Annotated in this window: 19 protein-coding genes and 2 pseudogenes; 9 read left to right on the top strand and 12 right to left on the bottom strand. The window is 66.0% G+C overall.

The window, feature by feature from the left end:
- Window positions 1–117: 117 nt before the first annotated feature.
- Together ACFV6V_RS03040 and ACFV6V_RS03035 are read right to left on the bottom strand one after the other, a co-directional pair.
- Window positions 118–978, bottom strand: a complete 861-nt coding sequence (locus ACFV6V_RS03040; RefSeq protein ID WP_385558211.1) for a tyrosine-type recombinase/integrase — start codon at window positions 976–978, stop codon at window positions 118–120.
- Between the two features lie 251 nt (window positions 979–1,229).
- On the bottom strand, window positions 1,230–1,436 hold the full coding sequence (locus tag ACFV6V_RS03035) for a helix-turn-helix domain-containing protein (protein WP_385558208.1): 207 nt from the start codon (window positions 1,434–1,436) through the stop codon (window positions 1,230–1,232).
- A gap of 710 nt (window positions 1,437–2,146) precedes the next feature.
- On the opposite strand from ACFV6V_RS03035, the gene ACFV6V_RS03030 reads away from it, so the two are divergent.
- Window positions 2,147–2,953, top strand: a complete 807-nt coding sequence (locus ACFV6V_RS03030) for a serine/threonine protein kinase (RefSeq protein WP_385558205.1) — start codon at window positions 2,147–2,149, stop codon at window positions 2,951–2,953.
- Between the two features lie 128 nt (window positions 2,954–3,081).
- Complete coding sequence (locus tag ACFV6V_RS03025; RefSeq protein WP_384941530.1) at window positions 3,082–3,726, top strand: class I SAM-dependent methyltransferase; 645 nt, start codon at window positions 3,082–3,084, stop codon at window positions 3,724–3,726.
- A gap of 109 nt (window positions 3,727–3,835) precedes the next feature.
- On the opposite strand, the gene ACFV6V_RS03020 is transcribed toward ACFV6V_RS03025, so the two are convergent.
- On the bottom strand, window positions 3,836–5,143 hold the full coding sequence (locus tag ACFV6V_RS03020) for a DGQHR domain-containing protein (RefSeq protein WP_384941532.1): 1,308 nt from the start codon (window positions 5,141–5,143) through the stop codon (window positions 3,836–3,838).
- Between the two features lie 26 nt (window positions 5,144–5,169).
- A complete protein-coding gene (locus tag ACFV6V_RS03015) occupies window positions 5,170–5,685 on the bottom strand; it encodes a hypothetical protein (RefSeq protein WP_384941534.1) in 516 nt (171 codons plus the stop codon).
- A gap of 744 nt (window positions 5,686–6,429) precedes the next feature.
- On the opposite strand from ACFV6V_RS03015, the gene ACFV6V_RS03010 reads away from it, so the two are divergent.
- Genes ACFV6V_RS03010 through ACFV6V_RS02995 form a run of 4 tightly spaced genes read left to right on the top strand, consistent with a single transcriptional unit; the run spans window position 6,430 to window position 13,211 of the window.
- Window positions 6,430–7,605, top strand: coding sequence for a cysteine desulfurase family protein (locus tag ACFV6V_RS03010; protein ID WP_385558200.1), 1,176 nt, complete (start codon window positions 6,430–6,432; stop codon window positions 7,603–7,605).
- Between the two features lie 58 nt (window positions 7,606–7,663).
- Window positions 7,664–8,770: a DUF4007 family protein gene (locus ACFV6V_RS03005; protein WP_385558197.1), complete on the top strand. Its 1,107-nt coding sequence runs from the start codon at window positions 7,664–7,666 to the stop codon at window positions 8,768–8,770.
- Window positions 8,771–8,772: 2 nt separating this feature from the next.
- A complete protein-coding gene (locus ACFV6V_RS03000) occupies window positions 8,773–12,378 on the top strand; it encodes an ATP-binding protein (RefSeq protein ID WP_385558194.1) in 3,606 nt (1,201 codons plus the stop codon).
- The gene (locus tag ACFV6V_RS02995; protein WP_385558191.1) at window positions 12,375–13,211 is read left to right on the top strand and encodes a phosphoadenosine phosphosulfate reductase family protein; all 837 of its coding nucleotides are present in this window, start codon (window positions 12,375–12,377) and stop codon (window positions 13,209–13,211) included. Before ACFV6V_RS03000 ends, ACFV6V_RS02995 begins: the two co-directional genes overlap by 4 nt.
- A gap of 502 nt (window positions 13,212–13,713) precedes the next feature.
- Here ACFV6V_RS02995 and ACFV6V_RS02990 read toward each other — a convergent pair.
- Window positions 13,714–13,995: a lantibiotic dehydratase gene (locus ACFV6V_RS02990; protein ID WP_385558188.1), complete on the bottom strand. Its 282-nt coding sequence runs from the start codon at window positions 13,993–13,995 to the stop codon at window positions 13,714–13,716.
- Between the two features lie 629 nt (window positions 13,996–14,624).
- Here ACFV6V_RS02990 and ACFV6V_RS02985 point away from each other — a divergent pair.
- Window positions 14,625–15,164, top strand: coding sequence for a CHAT domain-containing protein (locus ACFV6V_RS02985; RefSeq protein WP_385558358.1), 540 nt, complete (start codon window positions 14,625–14,627; stop codon window positions 15,162–15,164).
- 24 nt (window positions 15,165–15,188) lie between these two features.
- On the top strand, window positions 15,189–15,545 hold the full coding sequence (locus tag ACFV6V_RS02980; protein ID WP_385558365.1) for a hypothetical protein: 357 nt from the start codon (window positions 15,189–15,191) through the stop codon (window positions 15,543–15,545).
- A 113-nt stretch (window positions 15,546–15,658) separates the two neighbouring features.
- Here ACFV6V_RS02980 and ACFV6V_RS02975 read toward each other — a convergent pair.
- A pseudogene (locus ACFV6V_RS02975) lies at window positions 15,659–15,895 on the bottom strand (LysR family transcriptional regulator); the annotation flags it as partial.
- A gap of 610 nt (window positions 15,896–16,505) precedes the next feature.
- Here ACFV6V_RS02975 and ACFV6V_RS02970 point away from each other — a divergent pair.
- Window positions 16,506–17,327, top strand: a complete 822-nt coding sequence (locus ACFV6V_RS02970) for a class I SAM-dependent methyltransferase (RefSeq protein WP_385558185.1) — start codon at window positions 16,506–16,508, stop codon at window positions 17,325–17,327.
- Window positions 17,328–17,442: 115 nt separating this feature from the next.
- On the opposite strand, the gene ACFV6V_RS02965 is transcribed toward ACFV6V_RS02970, so the two are convergent.
- The 6 genes and pseudogenes from ACFV6V_RS02965 to ACFV6V_RS02940 all read right to left on the bottom strand — a co-directional run bounded on the left by ACFV6V_RS02965 (window position 17,443) and on the right by ACFV6V_RS02940 (window position 25,657).
- A complete protein-coding gene (locus ACFV6V_RS02965) occupies window positions 17,443–17,874 on the bottom strand; it encodes a hypothetical protein (RefSeq protein ID WP_385558182.1) in 432 nt (143 codons plus the stop codon).
- Window positions 17,875–18,086: 212 nt separating this feature from the next.
- On the bottom strand, window positions 18,087–18,950 hold the full coding sequence (locus ACFV6V_RS02960; protein ID WP_385558179.1) for an HNH endonuclease: 864 nt from the start codon (window positions 18,948–18,950) through the stop codon (window positions 18,087–18,089).
- The gene (locus tag ACFV6V_RS02955; RefSeq protein ID WP_385558176.1) at window positions 18,950–20,503 is read right to left on the bottom strand and encodes an AAA family ATPase; all 1,554 of its coding nucleotides are present in this window, start codon (window positions 20,501–20,503) and stop codon (window positions 18,950–18,952) included. Before ACFV6V_RS02955 ends, ACFV6V_RS02960 begins: the two co-directional genes overlap by 1 nt.
- A gap of 391 nt (window positions 20,504–20,894) precedes the next feature.
- Window positions 20,895–21,780 (bottom strand): annotated as a pseudogene (locus ACFV6V_RS02950) (DUF5655 domain-containing protein).
- A 427-nt stretch (window positions 21,781–22,207) separates the two neighbouring features.
- On the bottom strand, window positions 22,208–23,536 hold the full coding sequence (locus ACFV6V_RS02945; RefSeq protein WP_385558173.1) for a class I SAM-dependent RNA methyltransferase: 1,329 nt from the start codon (window positions 23,534–23,536) through the stop codon (window positions 22,208–22,210).
- A 72-nt stretch (window positions 23,537–23,608) separates the two neighbouring features.
- On the bottom strand, window positions 23,609–25,657 hold the full coding sequence (locus ACFV6V_RS02940) for an APC family permease (protein WP_385558170.1): 2,049 nt from the start codon (window positions 25,655–25,657) through the stop codon (window positions 23,609–23,611).
- Between the last annotated feature and the right edge of the window lie 89 nt (window positions 25,658–25,746).

Below are 25,746 nucleotides of genomic sequence, written 5' to 3'. Positions count from 1 at the left end.
CCATCCGAAAGCAGCGGACGTACCCCGCACCGAGGCGTGGACCCGCCAGGTGGTCGTCACAGAACGTAACCAAATGCGCCTAAGCCCTGTCCGTGGCGGACAGGGCTTAGGGTCGATCTACTCCCATGCCCCGAGGACAGCCTTGTGGGCGTCGGGTTGCAGGTGCGCGTAGCGCTGTGTGGTCTGGAAGCTCTCGTGGCCGAGAAGGTGCTGGACCTCATATAGAGACACCCCCTTCTGTACAAGCCACGACGCGCAGGTGTGACGCATGGAGTGGGGTGGGTAGTGCGGGACGGGCCGCTGATCCCCGTCAGTGTCGAAATACGAGGCCTTGCCGACGGCCGGCCACCACGTCTGCCGTCGCCAGTTGCCGTCATCGAGACGACGCCCCGCACGCCCCTTGGTGGTCGTGGTGAAGACCAAGGCGTCCCTGTCCAGCTGATGGAGATGACGTTCGAGGGCCTCCAGGACATGCGCGGGCAGCGGAACCTCCCGTCGGCTCTTCGAGCTCTTGGGATACTCCTTGATCCCGCTCTTGGTGTTGACTTCGACCACGAACAGGCGCGAGCGACGCCGGTCAACGCGATGGCTATGCAGGCCAGCGAGTTCCCCCCAGCGCAGGCCGGTGTAGAAGCCCATGAGGCACATGGTCTTCCACGGGGCCGGCAGCTCATCCAGGATGCTTTGTGCCTGGTCGAGCGTGAACCACTGCGGCGGCTTGATCGCGATGGCGGGCAGGTCAATGTTGCGACAGGGGCTCACCGCGAGCACGTCATCATCCACGGCCGCGCGCATGATGGAAGACGTCAGGTTGTAGGCGCGCTTGATCGCGGAGGCGCCCACGCCCTGCTCCACCATCTCGCGGATCCAGCTCTGGACGTCCATGCGGGTAACGGCAGCCATCTCCCAGGCAGCCCAGTGCGGCAGAACGTGGTTCTTGATGGTGGAGGCATCGCCACGCAGCGTTTTGGGTTCCACAACGCGGGCGTATCACCATCGGTCGTGCCACTCGCCGAAGGATATTTCTCCTGCGCGCGGGTCACGCATGGTTCCACGAGCGAACTGGGTCTCCATCTCGGCGCCCCAGACCCGAGCCTGCGATTTCAGCGGAAAGGATTCGCTGAATCGGTCTCCTGCCCGGTTTCGGACAGTCGCCTGCCAGTTACCAGTCTTCAGTCTGCGCAGGTACAGGTCTGCTCCTCAGTTCGGGGTAAACGGGGCGTGCTGAATCAGCGGCGCGCTGCGGCAGGACCTACGGTCCGGCTGTGTATGAACTCGTCGAGGCTGACGACAGGAACCCGTGCGCGCGATCTCCCTGATCCGGTGCGCAGGTCGACGACAGGCAAGTCCCCGGCCGCGATGAACCGATATACGGTCCGGCGGTCGACATCCAAGGCAGCAGCGACAGCAGGAATGGAGAGCAGGCGCGAGGGCACAGAGAGCTCCTGAGGGCATGATGGGAGATGAGCACCGGGCAAGGGGATAGCTAGCCGTCCGCACAGCTCCACCGCCAAACACAGCCGCCGCGAACAGATTCAATGGTCCGCAGAATCCGGGATTTCCGAATTCACGGATCGGGTGCTAAATAGGCGCTGCACGGCCCGCAGCGGAGCATGTCCGGCCGAGTCCCCCGGCAGTTCGTCGTGCAGGCGATCAGTCCTGCGCGCCGCGGTGCCTCTTGCCCATCTCAGCGGCGTAGGACTTGGTGGACGACGTCCCGCTCCATGTCCCACAGACACAAGCCACCACATACCTGGACCGGCCAGGGCATCCGGTGGTGAGCGGACGTCCTCCCCTCGTGTGCTGGTGCGCCGGCGGACACACCGTTCCGTCGCCGTGCCTGCCGGTGACCTCGATCTTGTGCCGTGTCATGAAGCTCCCAGGGAAGTGATGGGACCTCACACCCATCTGGGATGCAAACGTCCTCTGACCTGCGGTTTTCCGTCAGAGGAGTACGTTGACATGAGTTACGGCACGATCTCCACTCCTTGGGCAGGTTGCCGGTCTGCCGCCGGCGAACTGGACCAGCCGAGTGGCTCGCTTAAGCCACTGCCTCCCGTCGGTGGATCCTCCGAGCCGGTCGCGGCTTCATGCCGCGAAGGGGAAATCCCTGCGGCGTCCGACCGGACTTGGCACCATCACGAGCATGACGCCGCACCCCCTCCTTGACGTCGTCCACGTGACCACATTCGACGCCTACGTTGCGGACATCGGAACGATCTTTCGCACTTTCGCCGATCAGGACTCCGGATGTGTTTCATACGGAGTCCTGATCGATGGCCGGAAGTGGTTCGTGAAGAACGCTTCGACACCTGCAACGGTCTCCTCGCTACGCCGAGCCGTCGGAGTGCACCAAGTCGTGACCCATCCAGCCATCGCGCCCCTGCTGCACAGCATCTCGACGGATGAGGGACTGGCCCTCGTCTACCCCTGGGTGCCAGGCGAAGTCCTCTACCACCCCACCAGAACGCGAAGCGGCGGCAGAACAGCGCCCCACAGCCCGATGGCCCGTTTCCGCGGCCTTCCGCTGCCCGAGGTCCACGCCGCCCTGGACACGGTTCTGGATGCCCATCTCGCGGTGGAGGCCGCGGGGCTCGTGGCAGTCGACCTCTATGACGGCTGCATGCTGTACAACTTCGACGAGCGGCGAATGAGTCTGTGTGACCTTGACGAGTACCGGTGGGGGCCATTCACCCTGGACGCCGACCGGCTCCCAGGCTCCAGCCGGTACATGGCGCCGGAGGAGTTCGTACGGGGTGCGGTCATCGACATCCGGACTACGGTGTTCAACCTTGGCAGGGCTCTGCGACTCCTTCTCGACGCCGGCGACGAGGAGGACCAGTGGCGCGGTACCCGCAACCAGCTCACCGTGATCCAGCGCGCTACAGCACTAGACGCACAAGGACGGTTCCCCACAGTGCGTTCGCTCGTCGAAGCTTGGCACGCCGCCTGATCAACACAGCACTCTCTCTGGGCTGGCTGGCGGCGGGGCACCTAGATGCAATATCGAGACGTTCATCACGAGCTAGAGCTGGACGTCGATCACCAGGGGAACGCAAGAGGCTGGAAGGAGGGCACGAAGTGCACGGTGGAGCCGGAAGAAGTGAGACACAGCTCCGAGCGCTGCGCGCCGCGGCCAAGCGTTTGGCCAACCTATACGAGCAGGTCACCTTCATTGAAGTGCACCGCCAAGTAGTCCATCTGATTCCGACAGAGCCGGTGAGAGTCTTGGACATCGGAGCCGGCACCGGCAGGGACGCCGCCGCCCTAGCGGCCCGGGGACACACAGTCGTTGCGGTAGAACCCTCGGAGGAGTTCAGAGCCGTTGGGCAGCAAACGCACGCCGGTCACAACATCCAGTGGGTAGATGACAGGCTGCCTGAGCTAGGGACGCTGGTTCACCAGCACCAGCCCTTTCATTTGGTGCTGCTGACAGCTGTGTGGATGTTTCTCGACGAGGATGAGCGGCATCGTGCCATGAGCCGCGTTCATGAACTGCTGCAGGACGGCGGCCGCCTCGGCATGGTTCTGCGCACCGGACCGGTGCCGGCCGAGCGGGGGATGTACCCCGTGTCTGCGGCGGAAACGGTGTCTCTCGCCGCCGCTCGAGGGCTCAGCCTAATTCACGCGAGCACACAGGCCGACGCGCTCGGGCGTGCGGACGTCATGTGGAGCAACCTCTTCTTCGAGAAGCCCGCGGTTGCAACGTCGCATGGAAGCAGGTAAGCCTCTCTCCGGACAAAGACGTTAGCCGCCACGCGACGCCCATCGAGACGATCAACTGCCTTCGGCAGGGCAACGAACGCGTTGCCTGCCGAAGGGCACACCCCAGCACTCAGGGGGCATCAACTGACGGGAGATTCTTCGCGAGCTCGTCCGCGGCAATCGGGTATCGCTCGTTCTTCACGGTGCGATACGTCCTCATTGCACGGTCGATCTGCGCCCTGGAGTTGGGCGCCAGGTGGGCCAGCAAGAGCTCGAACAAGGCTGTGTTGTTGTCCTTGGCGGCGATCATCTTCCCCTTGCGACTGGCGCTGTCCGGCGTTTCCTGCCAGACGGCGCTGAACGGGGGTGCAGACATTCGCCATTCCAGCCCGGACAGGCGCTCCAGCAAGCGCGGCCAGTCGAGGAGGTTCTGGTCAATGATGTGGCGCGCAGCCCGCGCAACCTGCACCTGAACTGCGGGCCTCATGAACGGATGACCTTCGCCGTCGCGGCCCTTCGGGGCACGCAGCTCCTTGGGCGCCGACTGGGCCTCGTAGCGTTCACGCATGTTGCCACACGCCTTGAGTAGCTCGTCGATGCGCACGGCCAGATCATCGAAGCTCTCATCGAGTACGTCGTCTGCCGCCCGTTGTGACGTCTTGCTCATGCTGTCGTGGAGTCCAAACCCAAGATCGGTGAGCAGGTCATACAGCACGCCGATCGTCGTCCAAGCAGTACCAGTGACCCCTACCTGGCGTGTGGCGAGCTTCAGCTCTCCGTCTGCGCCGACCTTGCTGAAGACCTGAACCACGCCGTCCTGCCGCAGGAATTCGTGATCGTCGAGAAGCCGGCGGGTCAGGATCGCGAAGCCGTCGTCCTCATCCAGCGCGATGTTCTCCTGCGCTGTCGTCTTGACCGCGTTGCGGTTGATGTTGGTAAAGAGGCGACGCGTGCGCCTGCGGCCTTCCTCGTTATCGAAGTGGGGCACGACGATGACGCTGATGTCTTCGCGGCCGAGCTCTGGATTGCGCTTCACGGCGTCCTTGATCGCCTTCAGCCGGTGCTGACCATCGAGGGCGAAGAACTGGTGGGTACCGTCGAAGGTCAGGACGCCGAAGTTCCCATCCATGCCGGACAGCACGTCGCTGTTCTCAGCCGTTTTTTCCATCTCCAGAGGGATGTACTCGGGCGCACCGCCCCACGCGGCAACGATGATGGCGCCCAGGAACCGATTCTCGTTCGTGAGCAGGTAGTTGGTGATCTCGGTGGTCCGCGCGCCAACGCCGCGCTGGATCATCGTGCCCAGATCCTGGTTCCCACCCAGGTCATGAGCGAAGTTGATCTCTCGCGCCACTGCCGCGTAGCTCATGAGGCAGGAGTAGTACGTCCAGTTCCCAACCTTCGCCTCGAAGGCAGGAACCCACGTCTTGGAGGGCATCGTTTTCTCTTCCTACTGTGCGGTGATCAGGCTGACCAGGCGGAACGGGGAGTACCGAGGCGGGCCCGGAGCTTCGGCCGACCGCGGTCGTTGAGCGGGGGGTTGTACAAGCGAATCAGCCTCTTCTCCAGCCCCTCGATCCGGTTGCGCTCGGGGACCGTGGCGCACCAGAACTCCAGGGGGCGCAGCGAGAGATAGCGGGTGAGACGTTGGTTGCGGGTCTCGGGCTCGGCCTGGGTCCAAAGATCCTCCGGGTTGCCCCGCAGATGCCGCCGGTAGTCCTTGTACCGAAGCCGGATGGTGTTACCACGATCATTGTTCGATGCACCCGCTTGCCCGATATACAGCAGTTGCGGGAAGCTGCCATGCGTGGGCATCGCGCCAACGTGGAACTGGAACGGCGGCCGCCAGACGAACATGTAAAGCCCAGGTTCGTCAGGCAGGGCCGGCGACAAGTCCTCCGTCGCCTGGTGGATCTCCCACGAGCTAGCGAACTCGCGCAAGTCAGATGCAAGTTGCTCGGAGCTCGTCTCGTCCAGCATCCGGAGCAGACCGACCTCGATCTGCAGGGCAGGGCTGTCGTCCTCTCGGTACCTCTGAACGACCCGGCGGAGCGCGTCCGCACCCGAGATGCTTGAACTAGTCATGCCTGGCGAGCCCCCCATGGCGTCGATGTGGTGATCGTCAGTTTGTCAGGTGCCACTGACAAGTCATCAGGGGATAGCAAATATTGCTGCCTTCAGGACAACGGGTTCACGCCACTTCCCGTGAGCCTTGCCGTTCCGCCCTCACGCACCAATGGGAGCAGTGCCTGCCGACGACTCGCACCGCAGCCCGATGCTCCCCCGCTTCGAGCCACGATGAGCCACTCGATTTGATCAGCCGACAACATCACGCATGCGCTGCACCCAGACCGTCGAGGCCCCCATGTCGAACACATGTCCTATATTCGGGAAAGGGTGCGCGGGGAGATTGCGCCAACGATGTACGGGACCTGGTGGATGGCCGACACGAGCACTTGGCGTCCACCAGGAGTGCGACTTTCTCGCGCGACAGAGCTCCGGCAGTAGACGTCATGATCTTGGAAAATGCAGGTCAAGGGGTGTTTACTCCGTCGATCTGCAGGCTTCACCGAGGGCCTCAGTCGATCCTTGGCCCACAAAGCGGTCTCCGTACCCTCGGGGCGTTGGTTAGGATCTCAGTGCACTCCTGGCGGAAGCTGAGTGCGGCCCGACGAAAGCCGCCAGGACTGGCCGAGGCACACAAGCAACAAATGGGGGCAGAAGATGGCGGGTGACCTGCAGGGCGCAGATGTGGCGTACCTGGACTACAACGCCACCGCGCCACTGCGGCCAGAGGCCCTCGAAGCCATGCTCGGCGCCCTCCAAAGCGTCGGCAACGCCTCAAGCATGCATCACGCCGGCCGCGAGGCAGCCGCCCGGGTCGACACGGCCCGCCGAAGCCTCGCTGGCCTTCTCAATTGTGCTCCAGGTGAAATCATCTTCACATCCGGGGCGACGGAGGCAAACAACCTGGCGCTGAGGGCCGGCTATGCCCGCGGCGGCTTGCTGGTCACCACTGCCGCTGAGCACCTTGCCGTGATCGAAACGGCCCGCACGATCACAGCGGAGCACCCCGACTCCCTCCTCATCCTCCCGGTCGACCAAGATGGCGTCGTTGACCTTGAGCCCCTTGTCGCGGCACTCCGCAACAAGCGGGTGGCGCTCGTCTCCCTCATGCTCGCGAACAACGAGACCGGCGTGCTGATCGACCTGTCTCCGGTATGCAAGGCCGCTCACGAGGCCGGCGCTCTGGTCCATACCGACGCTACGCAGTACGTCGGACGCCTCCCGCTGGACCTTGCAGAGCTCGAGGTCGACCTGCTCTCCCTGTCGGCCCATAAGTTCGGCGGCCCGCAAGGGGTCGGCGCGCTCTTCGTGCGTCGCGGAACCCCGCTGCCACACCGCCCACTACTCGTTGGCGGCGGGCACGAGCGCGGATGGCGGGCCGGAACGCTGAATGTGGCTGGAATCACAGGGCTCGGTGCTGCTGCTCAAGCCGCTCGTCGGCAGCTGGCCGCCGAGGCAGTCAGGGTCACTGCATTGCGCAGCGCCCTCGAAGCCGCTCTGATCGCCGAGGTCGCCAATTGCCGGATCAATGGAGCTCGCGCTCCCCGGCTTCCGGGAGTTACCAGCGTCACCTTCCCGGGCGTGCCGGCAGAGGCGGTCCTCGCGGCTATGCCACAGGTGGCTGCGTCTGACGGGAGCGCGTGCTCGTCAGGGGCTCCTAGTCCCAGCCACGTACTTCTCGCCATGGGGCACAGCCGCGACGAGGCGGATTCCACCGTGCGTTTCTCGCTCGGCTACGCCACCACCGAACGCGACATCGAACGAGCCTCGGCCGCAGCCATCGAGGCCGTTCGGCACGTGCGGTCGGTCATGGCCGCGACGGCAGAACCCTGACCGGCGTTATCCCACATAGACACGTCCCCTCCGATCTTGCACTTGAAAGGCCCCTCCCATGTCAGACAGCCGGCTCCCTGAAGCCGTGGAGCTCTCCTTCGGGCGCCACGAGACCTTTGCCCCGCGTTTCGGCTGGCTGCACAAGGCGTATATGCAGGTCAAGAGCGACAGCGAGATCTTCCACCGCGAGGACGCTCCCGTCCTGCTGGGCGTGGGTAAGAACATGGTGTATTCCATGCGGCACTGGTCGAAGGCGTTCAAACTCACGCAGGAGCACCCGCACGAGGACCCCTCCTACCGGGCCCTCGTCGCATCTCCGACCTGGCGGGCCCGGTGGCTGCTCGACGAAGAAGGAGCAGACCCCTATCTCGAGGACACGGGCAGCTTGTGGCTGCTGCACTGGTGGTTGCTCTCGAACGACTCCGAAGCCAAGTGCTGGGCGCCGAGCTGGTACATGATCTTCAACCTGGCACCCCGCTCCCGGGTCACCTCTGCCGAGATGACCAGCTTCATCACGCGCCACGTCCACGAGAACTTCAGGGAGAAAGACTGGCCCGCGGGCGAGTCCATCTCGCGTGATGTGGAATGCATGATCAAGATGTACGCGCTGGACCAGGAGTTCAACCCCCTGTCGCCGGGTAGCTTCGAAGACCTGCTCATGTCCCCCTTCCGTGAACTAGGCCTGCTGGAAGGCCAGGGCAAGGGCAAGGAACGCAGCTGGCGCTTCACCAACGGATCGCGCTCGAACCTGCCGGCGCCCGTACTGGCCTACGCCTGCCTGGACTTCGCCGCGCGGTCCTCGACGAACGCCGGCTCCATCTCGCTGGCCCGCCTCGCGCAGGATCCGGGATCTCCGGGCCGAGCGTTCCGCATGCGGGAACCGGATCTGGCAAAGGCCATCGAGTCTTTGGTCAGCGACCACCCGGACCTGCAGATCGTCTCGGCACTCGGTCAGAGCAGCCTGGCCTTCTCCAAGGCTCCCCTCCCGCTTGCCTGGGACATCCTCGACGCACATTACGGACGCGTGCGCGAGCGCGAGGGATTCCCCACGCCCCAGGAATGGACCAAGAAGTACCCCGCACTTGACGGCAACGCTCCCAAGCGAGCGCGCAAGAAGATGCCCCAGCAGGTCGAGGCGCTGGACCTGATCGAGGAGATCGCGTAACCATGGCAACGAAGACCACTCAGCGCCCTCAGCAGGTCGCTCCTGTACAGCTGCCTGCGGGTATCTCCCTGGTCGGCTCGGAGCTGCGCTCCACCAACCTTGAGCGCGATGTCGAGGAGAAGCACCTCAACGACCCGTACGTAGGAGTCCGCGCGCTCGACGTACTTGATCGCGTCACAAATGCCGTGGCCGATCTGCGTCGCACCCGCGCCTGGTCGTTCACTGGTCCGTACGGTTCTGGCAAGTCCACCCTGTCGAACCTCTTCGACGCCTTCCTTGGCCACGACGAAACCCGGCGTGCCGAGGCCGAGGCTGCGGTCAGGGCCAGCAACCCCGGGCAGGCAGCTCGGCTGGCCCGTGTACGCGATGAACTCAGCGACAAGGCCGGCTTCCTCGGCGCCGTCGCCACGGCTCGGCGCGAACCTCTCGCCGCTACTGTGCACCGCGCTCTTCAGACCGCGGTCGATCGTAAGTGGAAGAAGAGGGTTCCCAAGGAGATCGCCCAGGCGCTGGCCACCTGCGCGGAAGGCGAGGTCCCGAGCCACGAGAGCATCACCAACGCCGTCGCTGCCTTGTGTGACCGGCATCCCCTGCTCCTGATCATCGACGAGTTCGGCAAGAACCTCGAGTACTCCGCCGCTGCCGGCGACTCGGGGAGCGCTGCGAGCGACGTGTTCTTGCTGCAGATGCTGGCCGAGAAGGGCGCTGGCCCCTCGGGCATGCGGCTGTTCATGTTCACGCTGCAGCACCTTGCGTTCACTGACTACGCGGCCCGTTCCAGCGCCATCCAGACCCAGGAATGGGCCAAGGTCCAAGGCCGCTTCGAAGACATCACCTTCGCTCCGAACCTCGGCGATGCAGTCCACCTGATGCGCCGGCGCCTCGACTTGACCGGGGTATCGGAGTCTGGTCGCGAACTCATCCAGCAGCAGGCCGACGCAGCGGCTGACGCGTGGCAGCGCCACGCCCTGCGCACCGTCGTGGACATCTCCGCTGAGATGTTTGCCAGCCTCTACCCTCTGCACCCGCTCACCGCTGTTGCCGCGCCTCTGCTCGCTGCACAGATCGGCCAGCACGACCGCAGCCTCACCGGCTTCTTGGCCAGCGACGAGCCGAACACCGTCCGCCGCGCCCTGGAGACCTTGTCGTCTGACGCCCCTGAACGGGCATGCACCATGCGCCTGCCGCAGCTGTACGACTACTTCTTCGCCTCCGGCCGTACTACGATCCTCGCCTCGAGTAAGGCCAGCCGCTGGCTCGAAGTCGATAACCGCCTTAATGAGGCCCATGGGTTGCCCACGGAGGACCAAGACGTTCTCAAGGTGATCGGCATTCTCAACCTCATGGATGCCGATGGTGCATTGGGCGCCACCCCGCCCATGATCCAGTTCGCTCTGAATGACCCGACGGACGCACTCGACCCCGATCGCTTCGCCGCCCTGCAAGAGCGGTTGAGCAAGCTTGTCGACGATGGCTTCATCGTCCACCGCGCCTACAGCAACGAGTACCGGGTCTGGCAGGGCACAGACGTCGACATCGATGCGCGTGTTCGAGAGGTGGCCACGCGTATCGCCCCGGCAGACGTCCTGGGCTACTTCAGCAAGCACCTCGGGACGGTGCTTCCTGCGGCGGTCGTGGCTGGCGGACACAGCCAGCGCACGGGCATGCTGCGCTACTTCTCCACCACGGTCAGCCACAAGAGCGAGAAGCTCAAGGGACCTCAGATTGTCCAGGACGCTGCTGACGGCCTGATCGTCTACCACCTCGGGCCACTGAAGACCCGCCCCTCGGTGCAGTCGCCGCTGCCTGTGCTCATCGGCACCACGAAGAACCCTGACGCCGTTCTACAGGCTGGCATCGACCTGGTCGCTCTCGAGGAGCTTCTCGACGACGACAGCATCGACCACGTCGCCACCCGCGAGATCGAGGAACGTGCAGCGGATCTCTCGCAGACCATCGGCGCCCTGTTGGACGAGGCGTTCAATCCCCTGAGCCCTCAGTCCAACTGGCACCTGTGGCACAAGGGAACCGAGGTCCAGGGTGATGACAGCGAGCCCATCGAGGCCCGCAGTTACGCCAACCTGGCCTCTCAGGCTTGTGACCGGGTTTACCCGCACACCCCGCACATCCGCAATGAGATGGTGGGGCGCCACCAGCTGACTAGCAACGGCGCCCGTGCCCGTCGCGAACTGCTGACTTCAATGCTGCAGCGTTCGGGCAACCCCCTACTCGGATACGACAAGACGAAGTACACGCCTGAGCGGGCCATGTACCACGGCGTCCTGGAATACCTCGGGCTGCACCGCGCCGCCGGCGAGACGGAGGCTGGAACCGACACCACGAGCATCCTCACGCATGGCCTGTCGCGCCCCAACGTCGAGAAGAACCCCAGCATCATCAAGGCCTGGGAAGCCCTCGAGGAAGCCTTGACCGGCGCCAAGCAAGCCACGCCGATCGTCGACATCTACCAGCAGCTCATGGCGCCGCCCTACGGTGTCAAGGCCGGCGTCGTTCCGATCCTCGTGGTTACCGCACTCATCCTGCGGGCTCAGGACGTCGCCCTGTTCGAGGACGGCAACTACTGCCAGCGGCTCACTCCGGAGATCGTCGAGAGGCTCAACGTCCCTTACCCGGACCGCTTCACGATCAAGGCTTCCCCGACGGGCCGCGGGCAGCGCCTCCTCGTCGTCAACGGTCTGGCCAAGGCACTCAACGTCGACACCCCGCGCTCCCGGGCTGCGCGTAACCCTGCGCTGCTCGGCGTGACGCGGGCGATGCTCGAGCGCGTCATGGTTCTGGAGCCCTATGCCCTGAAGACTCGTCGGCTGAGCGCCGAGGCACTCGCGATCCGCGACGTGCTTTCTCAGGCCACCGACCCCGACGAGCTGGTCTTCACCTCTCTGCCCGCAGCGTTGGGCTTTGAGCCGATCGGGGCTACGGCACCTCGGGACGACGAGGCAGCCAAGGCCTTCGTCGCCAGCCTGACCACAGCACTTGACGATCTCACCGGTGCCGGCGCTGCCTTGCGCCAGGAGGTCGTGGCCACGATCGGCCGCGAGTTCCGTCTGCCGGCCGAGATCACCAGCCTGCGCACCGGACTCACCGAACGGCTGCTCGGTTTCGCCAACGCGCCGCTCGAGCTCAACCTGCAGGGCTTCGTCTCCCGTGTTCTCAACGAGAGCCTGCCGGACGAGGACTGGCTCGACCCGATCATCATCCGCCTGGCGAACCGAGCCCTGGGAGACTGGACTGACAAGGACGCCGCGACCTTCCCGCGGCAGGTCAAGGAAGTTGCCCGCGCGCTCGACCGTGTAAGCCACCTGTACGAAGCCCACACCGCGACCGATGCGGCCAAGGAAGAGACCGATACCCGGCAGATCGACACTCATCTGCTGACGCTCACCACCCCTCAGGGGACCGAGGAACGCACCCTCATCCACGTCCCCAAGCAGTCCCGCCAGGTGGCCGACGAGCTCGTTGTCAGTGTCATCAGGCAGGCTGAAGAAGCACTGGGTCCCGACGGCGCACGAATCCTTCTCGCCGCCCTGGCCGAGCGCCTGGCCGTGCAGGACGCCAACGCGGCCCCGACGACGAAGGAGACGCTGTGACCGACACCAACAGCCTGGCTGAGAAGAAGCGCCATGTCCTCGGCCTGTCGGGAGGCAAGGACTCCTCCGCTCTCGCGATTCACATGCGTGACCGGGTCCCGGAGATGGAGTACTTCTTCTGCGATACCGGCGCCGAGCTGCCGGAGACGTACGAGTACCTCAACCGACTTGAGGCCGCCGTCGGCAAGCCGATCGTGCGCCTCAACGCGACCCGCGATTTCGACCACTGGCTCGAGGTCTACCAGGGCACGCTGCCCAGCCCTCAGATGCGCTGGTGCACCAAGAACCTGAAGCTCAAGCCCCTGGAGGAGTGGGTTGGCGATGACGAGGTGATCTCCTACGTCGCGATCCGCGCCGATGAGAACCGCCTCGGCTACGTCAGCACCAAGCCGAACATCTCCGCGGTCTTCCCCTTCCGGGAAGACGGCATCGACCGAGCCGGCGTCGACCGCATCCTCGAGGAGGCTGGCATCGGTCTCCCGGCCTATTACGAATGGCGCACTCGCTCGGGCTGCTACTTCTGCTTCTTCCAGCGCAAGCACGAGTGGGTGGGCCTCAAGGACCGTCACCCAGAGCTGTTCGAGAAGGCCATAGCGTACGAAGAGAAGGTCAACTACCGGCGCACCGCAATGCAGGGCCGCGAGTACACGTGGTCTCAGGGCGAGTCCCTGCACGAGCTCATTGCCCGCCGGGATGAGATCGAGGCCAAGCACCAGGCTGCACTCGACCGTGCGGCCAAGCGCGTGAAGCCGAACCGCCCCCTGCTCGAGATACTCGCGGATGCACACGACGAGGACGACGACGAGGCCGGCTGCGCCGTGTGCCACCTGTAGACGTCTCAAGTGATGAGGCCTTGCTGTATCCGGTACGTTCCGGAGACAGCAAGGCCTTTCTCTTTTCCGGTGATCGCCACAGTGAGCTGCGCTCATACTTTGGCGGCGCAGACACGGCCAACCCATTATTTGCACGGCGAATCCGCCACCCCAGACGGAATCCATCTCAGCCCAGACAACTTAGAGATTCCTGAATGACAGCTTCGCCGTCAGCTCAATCGTGGAGCACAGCTCGGCGTTGACTCGTTCGCCGCACGTCGGTTTGCTTGTCCGACCGAGAGACATGCGGAGGGGCTGAGCTTGACCGAATTGATGCCTGCATATGAACGCGTTCCGATAAGCGACCACGAGCCAGAGCGGGCCCTGAGGGTCATTTCATACGGAGGCGGGGTGCAATCCACAGCACTTCTCGCCCTAGCGGCGAAGGGCGCCATCGACTTCCCCACCTTTCTGTTCTCCAACGTGGGGGATGACAGTGAGAACCCAGGGACGCTGCGATACATCACGGAGTTTGCCTCACCGTTTGCGCAGCAGCACGGTATAGCCCTGGAGGTCCTGGACAAGGTACGACGCGATGGACGCAGGGAGACGCTCTGGCAGCATCTACACAGACCGGAAACGCGCTCCATACCGATACCAGTGAGGACCCGAAGGGCGTGGGCCGGCCATGCGCCCGCAACAGGTACCGGGCCACCGACAGCACGGCCCGGCGCACATCACGAGGCCGGGGCTGTCCAGCGGCCAAGAACGTCGTCGACCCGCCGGGCCAGTGCCGGACTGGCATGCCATAACGCCTTGCCGGTTTCCGTGTCGCGGAGACCGTCTCGTCGTCCCATACCAGGCCGCCACGCGAGCCGACCGGCTGCACGCGGTCGAGGACCTGGAGCCGGGCGAGGCGTACATCAGCTACCGGTGGAACGACGGCGCTCCCCTGCGCACCGTCGTGACCCGGGGAAGTGTGACCGCCGGGCTTGCCACGGGCGTCACCTCGGAATTCGCCACCGCGGCCGTCAAAGCTGGTCGCCTTGGCAAGGTACTACCCAGCAGCGATTTCCCTAGTGCGGATCGGCTGCTCGGGCCGGTCCCGGACGAGATCGACACACTGATCATCTCTCCCGATTCGCTTCTCCTCGGCGTTCCGTGGCACGAGGTACCGAGCCCGGACCCGTCCAATTCCAACCTCACGCTCGGTGAGCGCTACACGATCGCCATCGTTCCAGCAGCGGGCGTTCTGCGTCATCTGCGCGCTCATCGGCCAAGCCCAGAACCAGGCGGGCGAGACACTGCTTACCTGGGCGTGGCCTGTGACGGCGGGGGCAAAGGCCTCGTCTTCGTGGACCAGGAGGTGGAGGCCACAGGGTCGAACCAGAACCCGGGTCCGGCTTTCTCGCGTCTGCCGATTGCGGCGGGTTCCTGGAGCGCGGGTGCAGTGCGGGGCTGCTACACCTTGCATGCCATGCGGAGCCGCACGGGCTGTTGCTGTCCCGCGACGGCACCTGGACCAGGCCCACCGACCTCCTTAACGTCCCCGAACACACCTTCGGCGCCGACATCCTCCTGCTGACCGGATGCAGCGCGGGCGACTTCTCCGGGGAGGAGAACAACGAGTTCCTCGGAGTTGTCCGCCAGTTGATCGTGGTGACCGGCGCCCGAGCCGCCGTGGTCAGCATGGCCCCTGTCCGGGACGCGGCCGGCGTGCTCTTCGCCGACCTGTTCGTGTCGGCTCTGAACGGCAAAGGCCCAGACCGGCCGTGGCGAACACCCGATCGACCGCTCGCGGTCGGTCCTGCGGTCGCTTGGGCACGACAGACCATGCGCCGCAGACTACGGGCCGACGATGTCAAGGCCCTCATCGCTGGCTGCGATCACCCGCGACCGGCGCACGCCTCCTGGTGGTCCCCCTGGTTCGTGGTGGGCGACCCCACAGCGACCACAAGCCGCAGGACCATCTGAACGAACATGGCTGGGAGAGCAACGATGGACTACTTCCTAGACCTAAAGACCGACAACGCCGAGGCCCTCATCTCCGCCATCGAGGCGGACGCGGAAACGGCTGGTGCGGCAGACGCACCCGTCTCCGACAGCGGCATCGGCCTGCGTATTGATCCCGAGAACAAGCTGCGAGGGGAAGGAGGCATCCAGCTGTTGACTCTCCTGCTGACGGTGCCTGTCGGGATCACGGTTGACGTGGCCGCCGATCAGATCAAGAGCTACCTCCGCCGGAAACGCGGGATCAAGGAAGCAACCATTGCCTGGACAGACGAAACCCTTGATGCCGACGGCAACGTTGACGCTATCCCGAGAGAGCGAAGGGTCGAACTCGACGAATCCTGAGCGCTGCCGCGTAGCCACACCGCTTGAAGACTGTCGCATGTGAGGTCCCGAGGGCGCACTCCGAGTTGATCGGCCAGGGGAAGGACCGCTCGGGCCACACGCTGCCCGAATTCGGTGAGCCGCGTGGAGCGGCCTTTGGACGCGCGCTCCACGCATTGACCGCCGAGGTCCGCCTCCAGCTGTTTGAAGGCCTTGTTGACCGCGGTCCGGCTGAGCCCGTGTTCCTCACAGGCGGTGGCGAACGTCGGGTAGCCGGCGCCGCGCAGGAAGATCTGCAGGAATTCGCCCGGCCGAGTCGGCCGCAGGCGTGTCAGCTCGAGCCGCGACTCGTAGACGACATGGTCACGCATCGTGGAGGACCAGTACGTGCCCGAGTGTTGCTTCTGGCCATCTCCACGACGGCGGAGAACACCGCTGCATAGATCGAGACCGGGACCAGCACTACTACGGGCGAACCATCAGACAGGAGTTCGTCTCACTGCCCTGTCCCTTGGGCCAGAAGAAGGCCACCGTCAATGAGAAAGGGACATCAGAAATGCGAGCCTACACACGAGCCATCTCAAGGAACTCGTCGTCGACTCCCGGACGAGGCAGGGCGTAGACATGAAGTACCCCCACCCCGCTCGGCCACGGACGTCCCTGAAAGCGAGGCACGAACTTCTCCATCCGTACCCCTCCTCTCGCGGTGATGGCGTAGGGCCATCGCTCCGCCCATCGTGGCCGAGCCCGGCACCTCACGCAGCCCACCCTCCCAATCTGAGGTACAGGGCATCGATCCGGCCGCCGACCGCCCACGGGACCGATCGCACGATCTCCCGGAGAGTCCCCCCGAACTCAACGTCACCAGGGGCCCTGGAGCCCGACGTATTGCTCCCGGAAACTGCCGATAATTGCGGTGATCACTTCGTCATGTCCCCTACCCTGCCGGACACAACCAGCCCTCAGGACAAGGACTCTCCGATGACGAGCAACCCCGTCGTACGCCCGGAGATCATCGACTTCTACACCCGCTCCGACGAGGCCGCACGACTGCACGCAACCGCCACGGGCACCCTGGAACTTGCACGCACCGGCGAGTTACTCCACCGCCACCTCCCACCTGCTCCGGCCAAGGTGCTTGACGTCGGTGGTGGCCCAGGAACGCACGCCCGCTGGCTGGCCGCGGAGGGGTACGCCGTGCACGTCGTGGACCCCGTACCCAAGCACGTCAGCCAGGCCGACGCCCTTGACGGCGTCACAGCAGAGCTCGGCGACGCCCGCCACCTCACCGCCGCAGCTGGCACGTACGACGTCGTGCTGCTCCTCGGTCCCCTGTACCACCTCCACGACAAGCCGGACCGGCTCTCCGCACTGACCGAAGCCGCCCGCGCAGTCCGGCCAGGAGGTCTCGTTGCCGCGGCCGCGATCTCCCGATACTCGCCACTCCTCGATTACATCGCCACCACCGGTATCACCGAGCCCACCGTCCAGGCCGGCGTACGCGACACCCTCGACCAGGGCCGCTATGCCGGACAGCGTGGCTTCACCGTCGCCTACTTCCAGACCTCCGCCGAGCTCCGCGAGGAAATCACAGAGGCCGGACTCGCCGACCCCACCCTGTACGGCATCGAAGGACCCGGCTGGGTGGCGGTCAAGGCCATCGAGAAGTACACCGACACCAACCTCTTGGGCACGGCGATGTACGACGCAGCCCTCGCCGCCGCGCGCCTCGCAGAACCTCACGCTGCGCTCACCGACGCCTCTGCCCACGTTCTTGCCATCACCCGAACCCGACCGGTCTAGATGATCAATTCCAAGGGATGCCTGCGGAGGGTGTGGGGTGGGCGGCGGCCGAAGCCACCGCGAGACGGTCAGGCGGCGGGCTGCCGGCCCTGGTTGTCGAGGTGGCAGCGAGCGGTCAGGCGTCAGGGTCGACTTCGGGGTGCGTGAACCGCACGGGCTTGCCCAGCGACCGGCCGTAGGCGATTTCGGCTCGAGTGCTGTCTCCGATGTAGTCGCCGACTACGAGCACCTCATCAGCGAGCCGGATCTTCGCCCGGTGCAGATCGTCGAGTCGAACCTTCAGCGCCTCGGCCTCGGCCTCGACAGGATCGGACCAAAGTTCGTGCGGCGACTTCATGTCACAGCCCGGTTTGACGACAATCTTTCCGGCTTTGGTCTCCCGCAGATCGGCCTCGTTCATCTCGGTCATGAAGCGGGTGGAGCCGCAGATCACGACGATACGCGGAAGGCTCAACAGCTTCTTCGCGTCGGCGAGCTTCTCCTCGGAGGTGAGCTTCTCCTCGGGGGTGAGCTTCTCCTCGGGGGTGAGCAGTTGCGGGTGTGACACTGGTTCCTCCTGGTGGTGTGGTCCAAGGGGTGCCTGCGGAGACGAGAACGAGGCGGCTCTGCTGCGGCCGCTGGCGCCGGGCGCGGTACCGGAGGCCGCCGACCTGCGCAAGTCGATGCAGGCTTTCCGCGGCCCGCGCACGTGTCATCTGGCCCAACGTCCCACTGGCGCCGAGGGACACGCCCCATGACGGTCCTGGCCGTGAGAGAACGTTATTTCCAGGGTTCGAGGTATCCGTGCTTGGTGTACCAAGAGTTGTCGGCCAGAGCCCGGTACAACGCGGCCTGCCAGGAGTTGGGGCCTTCGATGGCAGTCCAGTCCGCGGCGCCCTCGCGCAGGTGCTCGTTGATCGCCGCTGTCGGCAGACGGCGCAGGCTGCGGCTGAGGTAGCGCAGTTCGGGGCCGGCCTGGGGGTTGTAGAGCCGGGCGAGCTTGAGGGTGGTGAAGTGGTGGCGGACCCGGGCGGCAAGCAGGGGTGGCATTTCGGGCGGCGGGGAGGCACAGAAGCTGACGGCCGGGGTGGGCGGCCCGACGATCCGTGCGAACAGCCACACATGCTCGTGGACCTGGCCGTCGTAGTAGGGGTGGAGGGTCTGCTTCTCGGCGCTGGCGGGGGCCTGTTCGCCTTTGTAGAAGTTGCAGTCGCGGCAGGCGGGGACGAGGTTTGCGGGGGTGACGGCAAGCAGTGGGTAGTGGGTCTTGGGCAGCTGATGGTCGAGGGTGTCGGCGATCCCCTGCCCGCACAGTGCGCAGCGGCCGTCGGGCGCCTCGGCGAGGAGTTGGTCATAGACGTCCCGTCCGGGGCTCTTTTTGTGAACCATCCGGTTGGTGTAGGTCTTCTTCAACTGCTCGTTGATGCCGCCGGGCTTCTTCGGCTTGCCGTCGGGCTGGTCTTGGAGATGGGTCAGCTTGTGCAGGGCGCGGTTGGTGGCGGCGGTGTCGTACTCGGCCGCCGCTTTGGCAACGGTGTCCTTCAGCGCCTGCAGTTTGGTGCGGGCGGTGAGGGGTTTGGCTGTGGCGGTGCAGGCGTCGAAGACGGACTTGGCGTCCTGGGCCGGCTTGGGGATGGGGAGCATCAGCGGCCGTCCTCCAAGCCAGCGGTGTCGTCGAAGTCGCGGGCGGCGATCAGGGACCGCGCGATGATGCGTGCCTCGCCGCCGAGCCGGCCGCCGAAGCGGTCGACGATGGTCTCGTAGGTGAGTCCTTCATCGACGAGGACGCTCAGGTCGCGGTGGAACCCGGTGTCGGTGACTTCCAGGCCGAAAACCTCGTGGGTGAGGACGCCGACGTTCTCGCCGAAGGTTTCGATGGTGGGCCGGTCGGCGGCGAGGCGGTCACCGTAGCGGCGGAGTTTCCACACGCAGTGGGCAGGGACTTCCTGCAAAACGACTGGGGAGTGGGTGGCGACGATCGCGAGCCCGTTGCGGTCTGTGAGCAGGTCGGACAGGACCCGTATGAACGCCGACAGCAACGGCGGGTGCAGGTGGGTTTCGGGTTCGTCGATCAGAACCAGGGTGCGCTCGCCAACATGCTCGACGAGCCGCGTCACGGTCAGCAGGACAACCTTGTGCCCGGAGCTGAGGGAGGCGAACAGTTTGCGAGCGGCCGTACGGCGGCGGGCGGTGCTGCCGATGGCGGCGAAGGAGGCCAGCCAGTCCTCCTCCAGCAGCCCGCTGCCGGAGTACGACAGGGTCCGCAGGGCTTCGGTCCAGCGCACGGCCTGCTCGCCGTTCAGGCAGGCTTCGATGCTGTCGGCGAAGTCCCGCTTGAGCTGAGACGGCGACTTCATCCGGTGTGCCCCCGTCGCGGAGGGGATGCGCAGGCCGACGTGGACGGTGGGGAAGGTATCGCTGTCGGGGAGGTGGGGCAGGTCGTCGAAGGCGCTGAAGGAGACGCTGACGAGATTGGCGAAGGAGCGCCGGCCTCCGCGGTCTTCCTCCAGGATCCGCCCCACCTCGGCCGGGTGGGGTTCGAGGTCGGCGACGGCGCGGGCGAGGCGGTTGACCAGCACGGACTTGCCTGCACCATTGCGGCCGGTCAGGACGTGGATGTTGCTGGGTGGCAGCACCTCGCGTGTGACCCTGAACGACAGCGCAAGGCCGTCACCGCCGAAGGCGGGCGTGACATAGGTGACGTCGAAGGAGGCCGTGCGGGCGCCGCCGCGGGCGATGCGGCGGAACTGCTCCTCGATCGCGGCTGGTCGCAGGAACCGCCACAGCGCGGTGCGGGTGACCTCCTCGCCCTGGGCGAGCTGAAAGACGTCTTCGTCGAAGGCCATGTCATTAAGGCCCGCGAGGACGGCGATGCGCAGTCCGTCGCCGAGGCCGGCGAGGCGCTCGTAGTAGGTGTCGTCCTGCCCGACGGAGAAATACTCCCCCGGAATCCTGGTGAACTCTTCCGGGGGCTGGACGACCGTCTCGGCGCGGAGGCTCATGCCCAGCGCGCCGATCTTCACCGGGCCGATCTCGTGGCGGCCGCGGGCGTCTATGACCCACAGGTGGAACATGGTGCGCCACCCGAAGTCGTCCCAGGCATCCCGCACCAAGACCGCGACCGGGCCAGACTCGGCCGGCATGCGGTCGTCACGGTCGATGATCATGAACCGCACGGCGGCCCCCCTCTTCTCCACGCTTCCGCACCCGCCCCTGCAGCCGGACGGCTACGCCGATCCTACGGGCGGCCTCTCACGCCCATTCATGGAGGTCAGAGGCCCGGTGAGGCGGTCGGCGAGGAGGGCGATGTCATCGGCGGCGGAGGCGGGGACCAGGTGGGTGAGGAGGCGGTCAAAAGAGCAGAGGAAGGGGAGCGGGGCCGCTGCGTCGTCACGATGGGGCACGAGCTGTTGGCTTCACGGCCCCGAAGGGTGCCGTTCCTGGGTTGGCGTTGGCGTCCCTCCGGGGCTATCACTCCATCCGAGAATTCGGAAATCACGGATTCTCCGCAGAATGGAAGGACACCGCCACCCTTCCTGATCATCGCGACACAGGGAGGACACCTACCGGCTCAGCACCAGCAGGTTCTCAGGCAGCCTCGTAGCTCATCCGGAGCAACGGCTCAGCGCGACCCAGATCGCCCGCCGTCCGAAGACGGACCTCGACATCACCAGTGCCGTGGTGGCCGATCTGGCTGACATCCCTGGTGAAGCCCCCAACAAGGTCCACATCTTTGGGGTCAAGGTGGAGCGTCACCACGACCTCCTGCCGGTGGGCGTGACTGACGCATGCGAAGTTCCGCAACCGCCGGTACGCGCGGTACTGCTTGCGGTCGACGCTGCTCACATCCCCTCCCAGCCCCTGAAGCAGTTCGTCGAGCGCGTTGCGCAGCCCGGCGATGGGGTCCTCACGCATGCCGACCGACGCACTCGGTCGGCGGCGACGCTGCTCGCTGCGCTCCTGTGCCCCGGCTGTCGCTTTGGCCACCGGTTCGAGGGCGAGCAGCCCTGTGCCGAAGTAGCTGTAGCGGACGAGGTCGATGGTGCGTCGGATCTCGCGCACGGCGTGAAGGTCGTAGCGGGTGTAGTCCTCCGCGACGCAGATCAGCCGAGGGCTGCTCCACAGCACTTGTGAAGCGACGTCCGCCCCGAGACGCTCCCGGACCAACTGCTGGAACTCGGCCCGGTGGTCGGTTAGCCACGCCAGGTAGAACAATCCCTGGGTGATGACGCCGGCGTCGGCCTCGCTTGTACTCGACCACGACCGGCGAGCCGTTCTCGTCCAGCCCCAGCGAGTCGATCCGTCCGCGATGCACAGGTCCGGTGCTGTACTCGCTGGCCAGGAACCGGACCCCCAGCATGGACTCCATGTTCGCCTCGACCAGATCCTGCAGGTGACGCTCCACCTCTGCCGGGCGTGCCGCGATCTCCACCGCGCTCCCCCCGGCCACGTCGAACAGCCTCAGCCCCGCCACCCCCATAGCTCGTGCTCCGCAGGCCACAACGGTGAGGGAGCCCGAATTGTTTCCGGCGGAGCCATCAGGATTGCACGGTCCCGTAAGAGCAGCACGTGCCCAACAGTCGGACGCCTCCCCGACCGCGCTCGTGATGCCTACCGAGATTGATAGAGTGGGGGGTTGCCCCGTGTGGCCGATTCGAGTCCCATAGGCACCCGCCGCGCCAGCACGATCAACGGCCGGGGCGACCGTGCGGCGCAGCCCCGCAAACGGGATCGACCGACGGCCTCAACCGTCTGCCAAGGTCTTCGGGCTAGGTGCTCCGAGGCCGGCAAACCGCCACCCCCAAGCACCTGACACCCCGTCAAAACGAGCGTCAAACGAGCGTCAAGATATCGCCCGTAACGCCCACAGTACACATAATGCGCACTGGCAAAACCGCAGGTCAGACGCCTTCCCGCACGGGTTCAAGGATCGCCACGCACTCCACGTGGTGCGTCATCGGGAACAGGTCGAACGCCCGCAGCGTCCGCGGCCGGTACCCGTACTCGCCGAAGTACGCCAAGTCCCGTGCCAGCGCGGCCGGGTCGCAGGCCACGTACGCGATGCGGCGGGCGCCGAGGCCCGAGATGTGCTCGACGATGGAGCGACCGGCGCCCGCGCGGGGTGGGTCGAGGACGACGAGGTCGGCTTCGGTGATGCCGGTGCGCGGGAGGACGGACTCGACCTTGCCCTGCTCGATGCGGACCCGCGGGAGGTCCTGGAGGTTGTGGCGGGCGTCCTCCACCGCGCGCTTGCCGGACTCGATGCCGAGCACCGCGCCCTTCTCGCCGACGCGTTGGGCGATGGCGCCGGCGAACAGGCCGACGCCGCAGTAGAGGTCGAGGGCGGTGTCACCCTTGCGGGGCAGCAGACCCTGCATCACGGCCTCGACGAGGGTCTGGGCGGCCTTCGGGTGGACCTGCCAGAAGCCGCCCATGCCGACGCGGTAGGTGCGGTCGTCGGCGCGTTCGCGTACGAAGGGGCGGCCGTGGACGCGGTGGACGCTGCCGTCCTTCTCGTGGATGCGCAGCACCGAGACCGGCTTGTCGAGCTCCACGATCGGCAGCCGGGCGCCGGGGCGCGGGGTGAGGATCACCTGGCGGTCCTGGGAGCCGGTGGCGGCGATGGCCTCGATCGAGGCCATGCCCTCCCAGGTGCGCTGCTCGATGCCGAGTTCGCTCACGCCGGGCCCGGCGATCATGCAGTGGTCGACCGGCTCGACCTCGTGCGAGCGGTGGCGGCGCAGGCCGGCACGGCCGGAGGGGTCGACGGCGTACTGGACGCGGGTGCGCCAGGCGGGCACCTCGCCGGCGGGGAGCTTGTCGCCCTCCGCGGGCATCACGGTGCCGTCCCAGCCCGCCTCCTCCGGGGTGAGGCCGGCGAGACGCTTCAGCTGTTCGGCGATGACCTCGCCCTTGAGGCGGCGCTGCGCGCCGGGCTTGGCGTGCTGCCAGTCGCAGCCGCCGCACTTGCCCGGGCCCGCGTACGGGCAGGGCGCCTCTACGCGGTCCTTGGACGGCTCCAGTACGCGGACGGCGTCGGCGCGCAGATAGCGGGAGCCCTCATCGCCTTCGGTGACGCGGGCCACGACCTTTTCGCCGGGCAGGGCGTGCCGGACGAACAGCACCCGGCCCTCGTCGGTGCGGGCGATGCAGTGACCGCCGTGTGCGACGGGGCCGATCTCGACCTCGTACTCCTCCCCGACGAGCGAAGACTCAGGTGCGTTCTGCATGGTGGGGAGGACTCCAAGGGCAAGGGGGTGCGACTACGACAGCCCACCAGTCTACGTGGGTGCGCGAGGGCCTCACGCCTTGGTGCTGGACTCCTTGGAGCGCTCGTTCACGGGACCGCGGCGCACCGCGCCCGGAGCGTTCCAGTCCTGGCGCTTCTTGGCACGCGCCTTCGCCGCTTCGGACGACTGGAGCTGGTAGGGCACGGAGGTGACCATGACGCCCGGAGTGAACAGCAGCCTGCCCTTGAGCCGCAGCGCGCTCTGGTTGTGGAGCAGGTGCTCCCACCAGTGGCCGACGACGTACTCGGGGATGATCACACTGACCGCGTCCCGCGGGCTCTCGCGGCGCAGGCTCTTCACGTACTCGATGATCGGCCGGGTGATCTCGCGGTAGGGCGAGTCGAGGATCTTGAGCGGCACGTTGATGCCGCGCCGGTCCCACTCGGCCTTGAGGGCCTTGGTCTCGGCCGGGTCCACATTGATGCTGACCGCCTCGAGCCGGTCGGAGCGCATCAGCTTGGCGTAGGCGACGGCGCGCAGCGTCGGGCGGTGGACCTTGGAGACGAGCACGATGGAGTGGACCCGGGAGGGACGCACGGTGTCGTCGGTCGGCTCGTCCGGGGCGGCGATCTCGTCGGCGACGCGGTCGTAGTGCTTGCGGATCGCCGTCATCGTTCCGTAGAAGATCACCATGCCGAGCAGGGCCACCCACGCCCCGTGGGTGAACTTGGTGCCCAGCACGACCACCAGCACCAGACCGGTGAAGAAGGCGCCGAAGGCGTTGATCGCGCGGGAGCGGATCATGTGGCGGCGCTTGGCGGGGTCCCGCTCGGTCGCCAGATGGCGGTTCCAGTGCCGGACCATGCCGGTCTGACTGAGGGTGAAGGAGACGAACACACCGACGATGTAGAGCTGGATCAGCTTGGTGGAGTCGGCTCCGTAGACCCAGACGAGCAGGATCGCGGCGCCCGCCAGCAGCACGATGCCGTTGGAGAAGGCGAGCCGGTCGCCGCGGGTGTGCAGCTGGCGCGGCAGGTAGCGGTCCTGGGCCAGGATCGAGCCGAGCAGCGGGAAGCCGTTGTACGCGGTGTTCGCGGCCAGGAACAGCACCAGGGCGGTGGCGGCGGCGAGCACGACGAAGAAGAAGGTGCCGTTGCCGAAGACCGCGGCCGCCACCTGGGAGATGACCGGGTTCTGGACGTAGCCCGAGCCGACCGGGGTGCCGTTCTGGATCAGGTCGTGGGCCGGGTTCTCAGCCATCCTGACGTCGGTGGCGATGGCGAGGCCGATGATGCCGCAGAACATCGTGACGGCCAGGGCGCCCATGAGGAGCAGCGTCGTGGCGGCGTTCTTGCTCTTGGGCTTGCGGAAGGCGGGCACGCCGTTGCTGATGGCCTCGACGCCGGTGAGCGCCGCACAGCCCGAGGAGAACGCACGCAGCAGCAGGAAGACCAGGGCGAAGCCGGCGAGTCCCTGCGCCTCGGGTTTGATCTCGAGGTCGGCTGTGGGGGCGCGCATGGTGTCGTCGAGGACGAGCCCCCGGTAGGCGCCCCACACGATCATGATGAAGACACCGGCGACGAAGATGTAGGTCGGGATGGCGAAGAGCTTGCCCGACTCCTTGACGCCGCGCAGGTTCATCAGTGTCAGCAGCACGATGATGCCGATGGCGCAGAACACCTTGTGCTCGACCACGAACGGGATCGCGGAGCCGAGGTTCTCCACGCCGGAGGCGATCGACACGGCGACGGTGAGCACGTAGTCGACGAGGAGCGCGCTGGCGACGGTGAGACCCGCCTTGGGGCCGAGGTTGGTGTTCGCCACCTCGTAGTCGCCGCCGCCGCTGGGGTACGCGTGGACGTTCTGGCGGTAGGAGGCGACCACCGTGAACATCAGCACCACGACGGCCACGGCGATCCATGGGCTGAAGTGGTAGGCCGACACACCCGCGATCGAGAGGACCAGCAGGACTTCTCCCGGGGCGTACGCCACCGAGGACAGCGGGTCGGAGGCGAAGACGGGGAGTGCGATGCGCTTCGGCAGGAGCGTTTCTCCCAGCCTGTCGCTACGCAGGGCCCGGCCGATCAGGATCCGTTTGAGCGGGTCGGTCAGTTTGGACACGGAGAGGATCGTAAGGGCTCTGTACGGGCGAAGCCCACCCGCGGTCCCTCCGTGCCGTGTATCGGCATCTTGTCGCCACGTTGTGGTGA

The sequence above is a fragment of the Streptomyces sp. NPDC059828 genome (assembly GCF_042731955.1).
Classification (GTDB): domain Bacteria; phylum Actinomycetota; class Actinomycetes; order Streptomycetales; family Streptomycetaceae; genus Streptomyces.
The sequence above is the reverse complement of the archived record's forward strand: the minus strand, read 5'-3'. Positions and strand labels throughout refer to the sequence as shown.

Coding starts and splice junctions, on each gene's coding strand:
- ACFV6V_RS03015 (WP_384941534.1), bottom strand. CDS start 5,685: ATGCTGGACGAGACGAGCTCCGAGCAACTTGCATCTGACTTGCGCGAG.
- ACFV6V_RS02980 (WP_385558365.1), top strand. CDS start 15,189: ATGGACTACTTCCTAGACCTAAAGACCGACAACGCCGAGGCCCTCATC.
- ACFV6V_RS02960 (WP_385558179.1), bottom strand. CDS start 18,950: ATGCTCCCCATCCCCAAGCCGGCCCAGGACGCCAAGTCCGTCTTCGAC.
- ACFV6V_RS03030 (WP_385558205.1), top strand. CDS start 2,147: ATGACGCCGCACCCCCTCCTTGACGTCGTCCACGTGACCACATTCGAC.
- ACFV6V_RS03020 (WP_384941532.1), bottom strand. CDS start 5,143: ATGCCCTCCAAGACGTGGGTTCCTGCCTTCGAGGCGAAGGTTGGGAAC.
- ACFV6V_RS03000 (WP_385558194.1), top strand. CDS start 8,773: ATGGCAACGAAGACCACTCAGCGCCCTCAGCAGGTCGCTCCTGTACAG.
- ACFV6V_RS02990 (WP_385558188.1), bottom strand. CDS start 13,995: ATGCCAGTCCGGCACTGGCCCGGCGGGTCGACGACGTTCTTGGCCGCT.
- ACFV6V_RS02970 (WP_385558185.1), top strand. CDS start 16,506: ATGACGAGCAACCCCGTCGTACGCCCGGAGATCATCGACTTCTACACC.
- ACFV6V_RS03005 (WP_385558197.1), top strand. CDS start 7,664: ATGTCAGACAGCCGGCTCCCTGAAGCCGTGGAGCTCTCCTTCGGGCGC.
- ACFV6V_RS03010 (WP_385558200.1), top strand. CDS start 6,430: ATGGCGGGTGACCTGCAGGGCGCAGATGTGGCGTACCTGGACTACAAC.
- ACFV6V_RS02945 (WP_385558173.1), bottom strand. CDS start 23,536: ATGCAGAACGCACCTGAGTCTTCGCTCGTCGGGGAGGAGTACGAGGTC.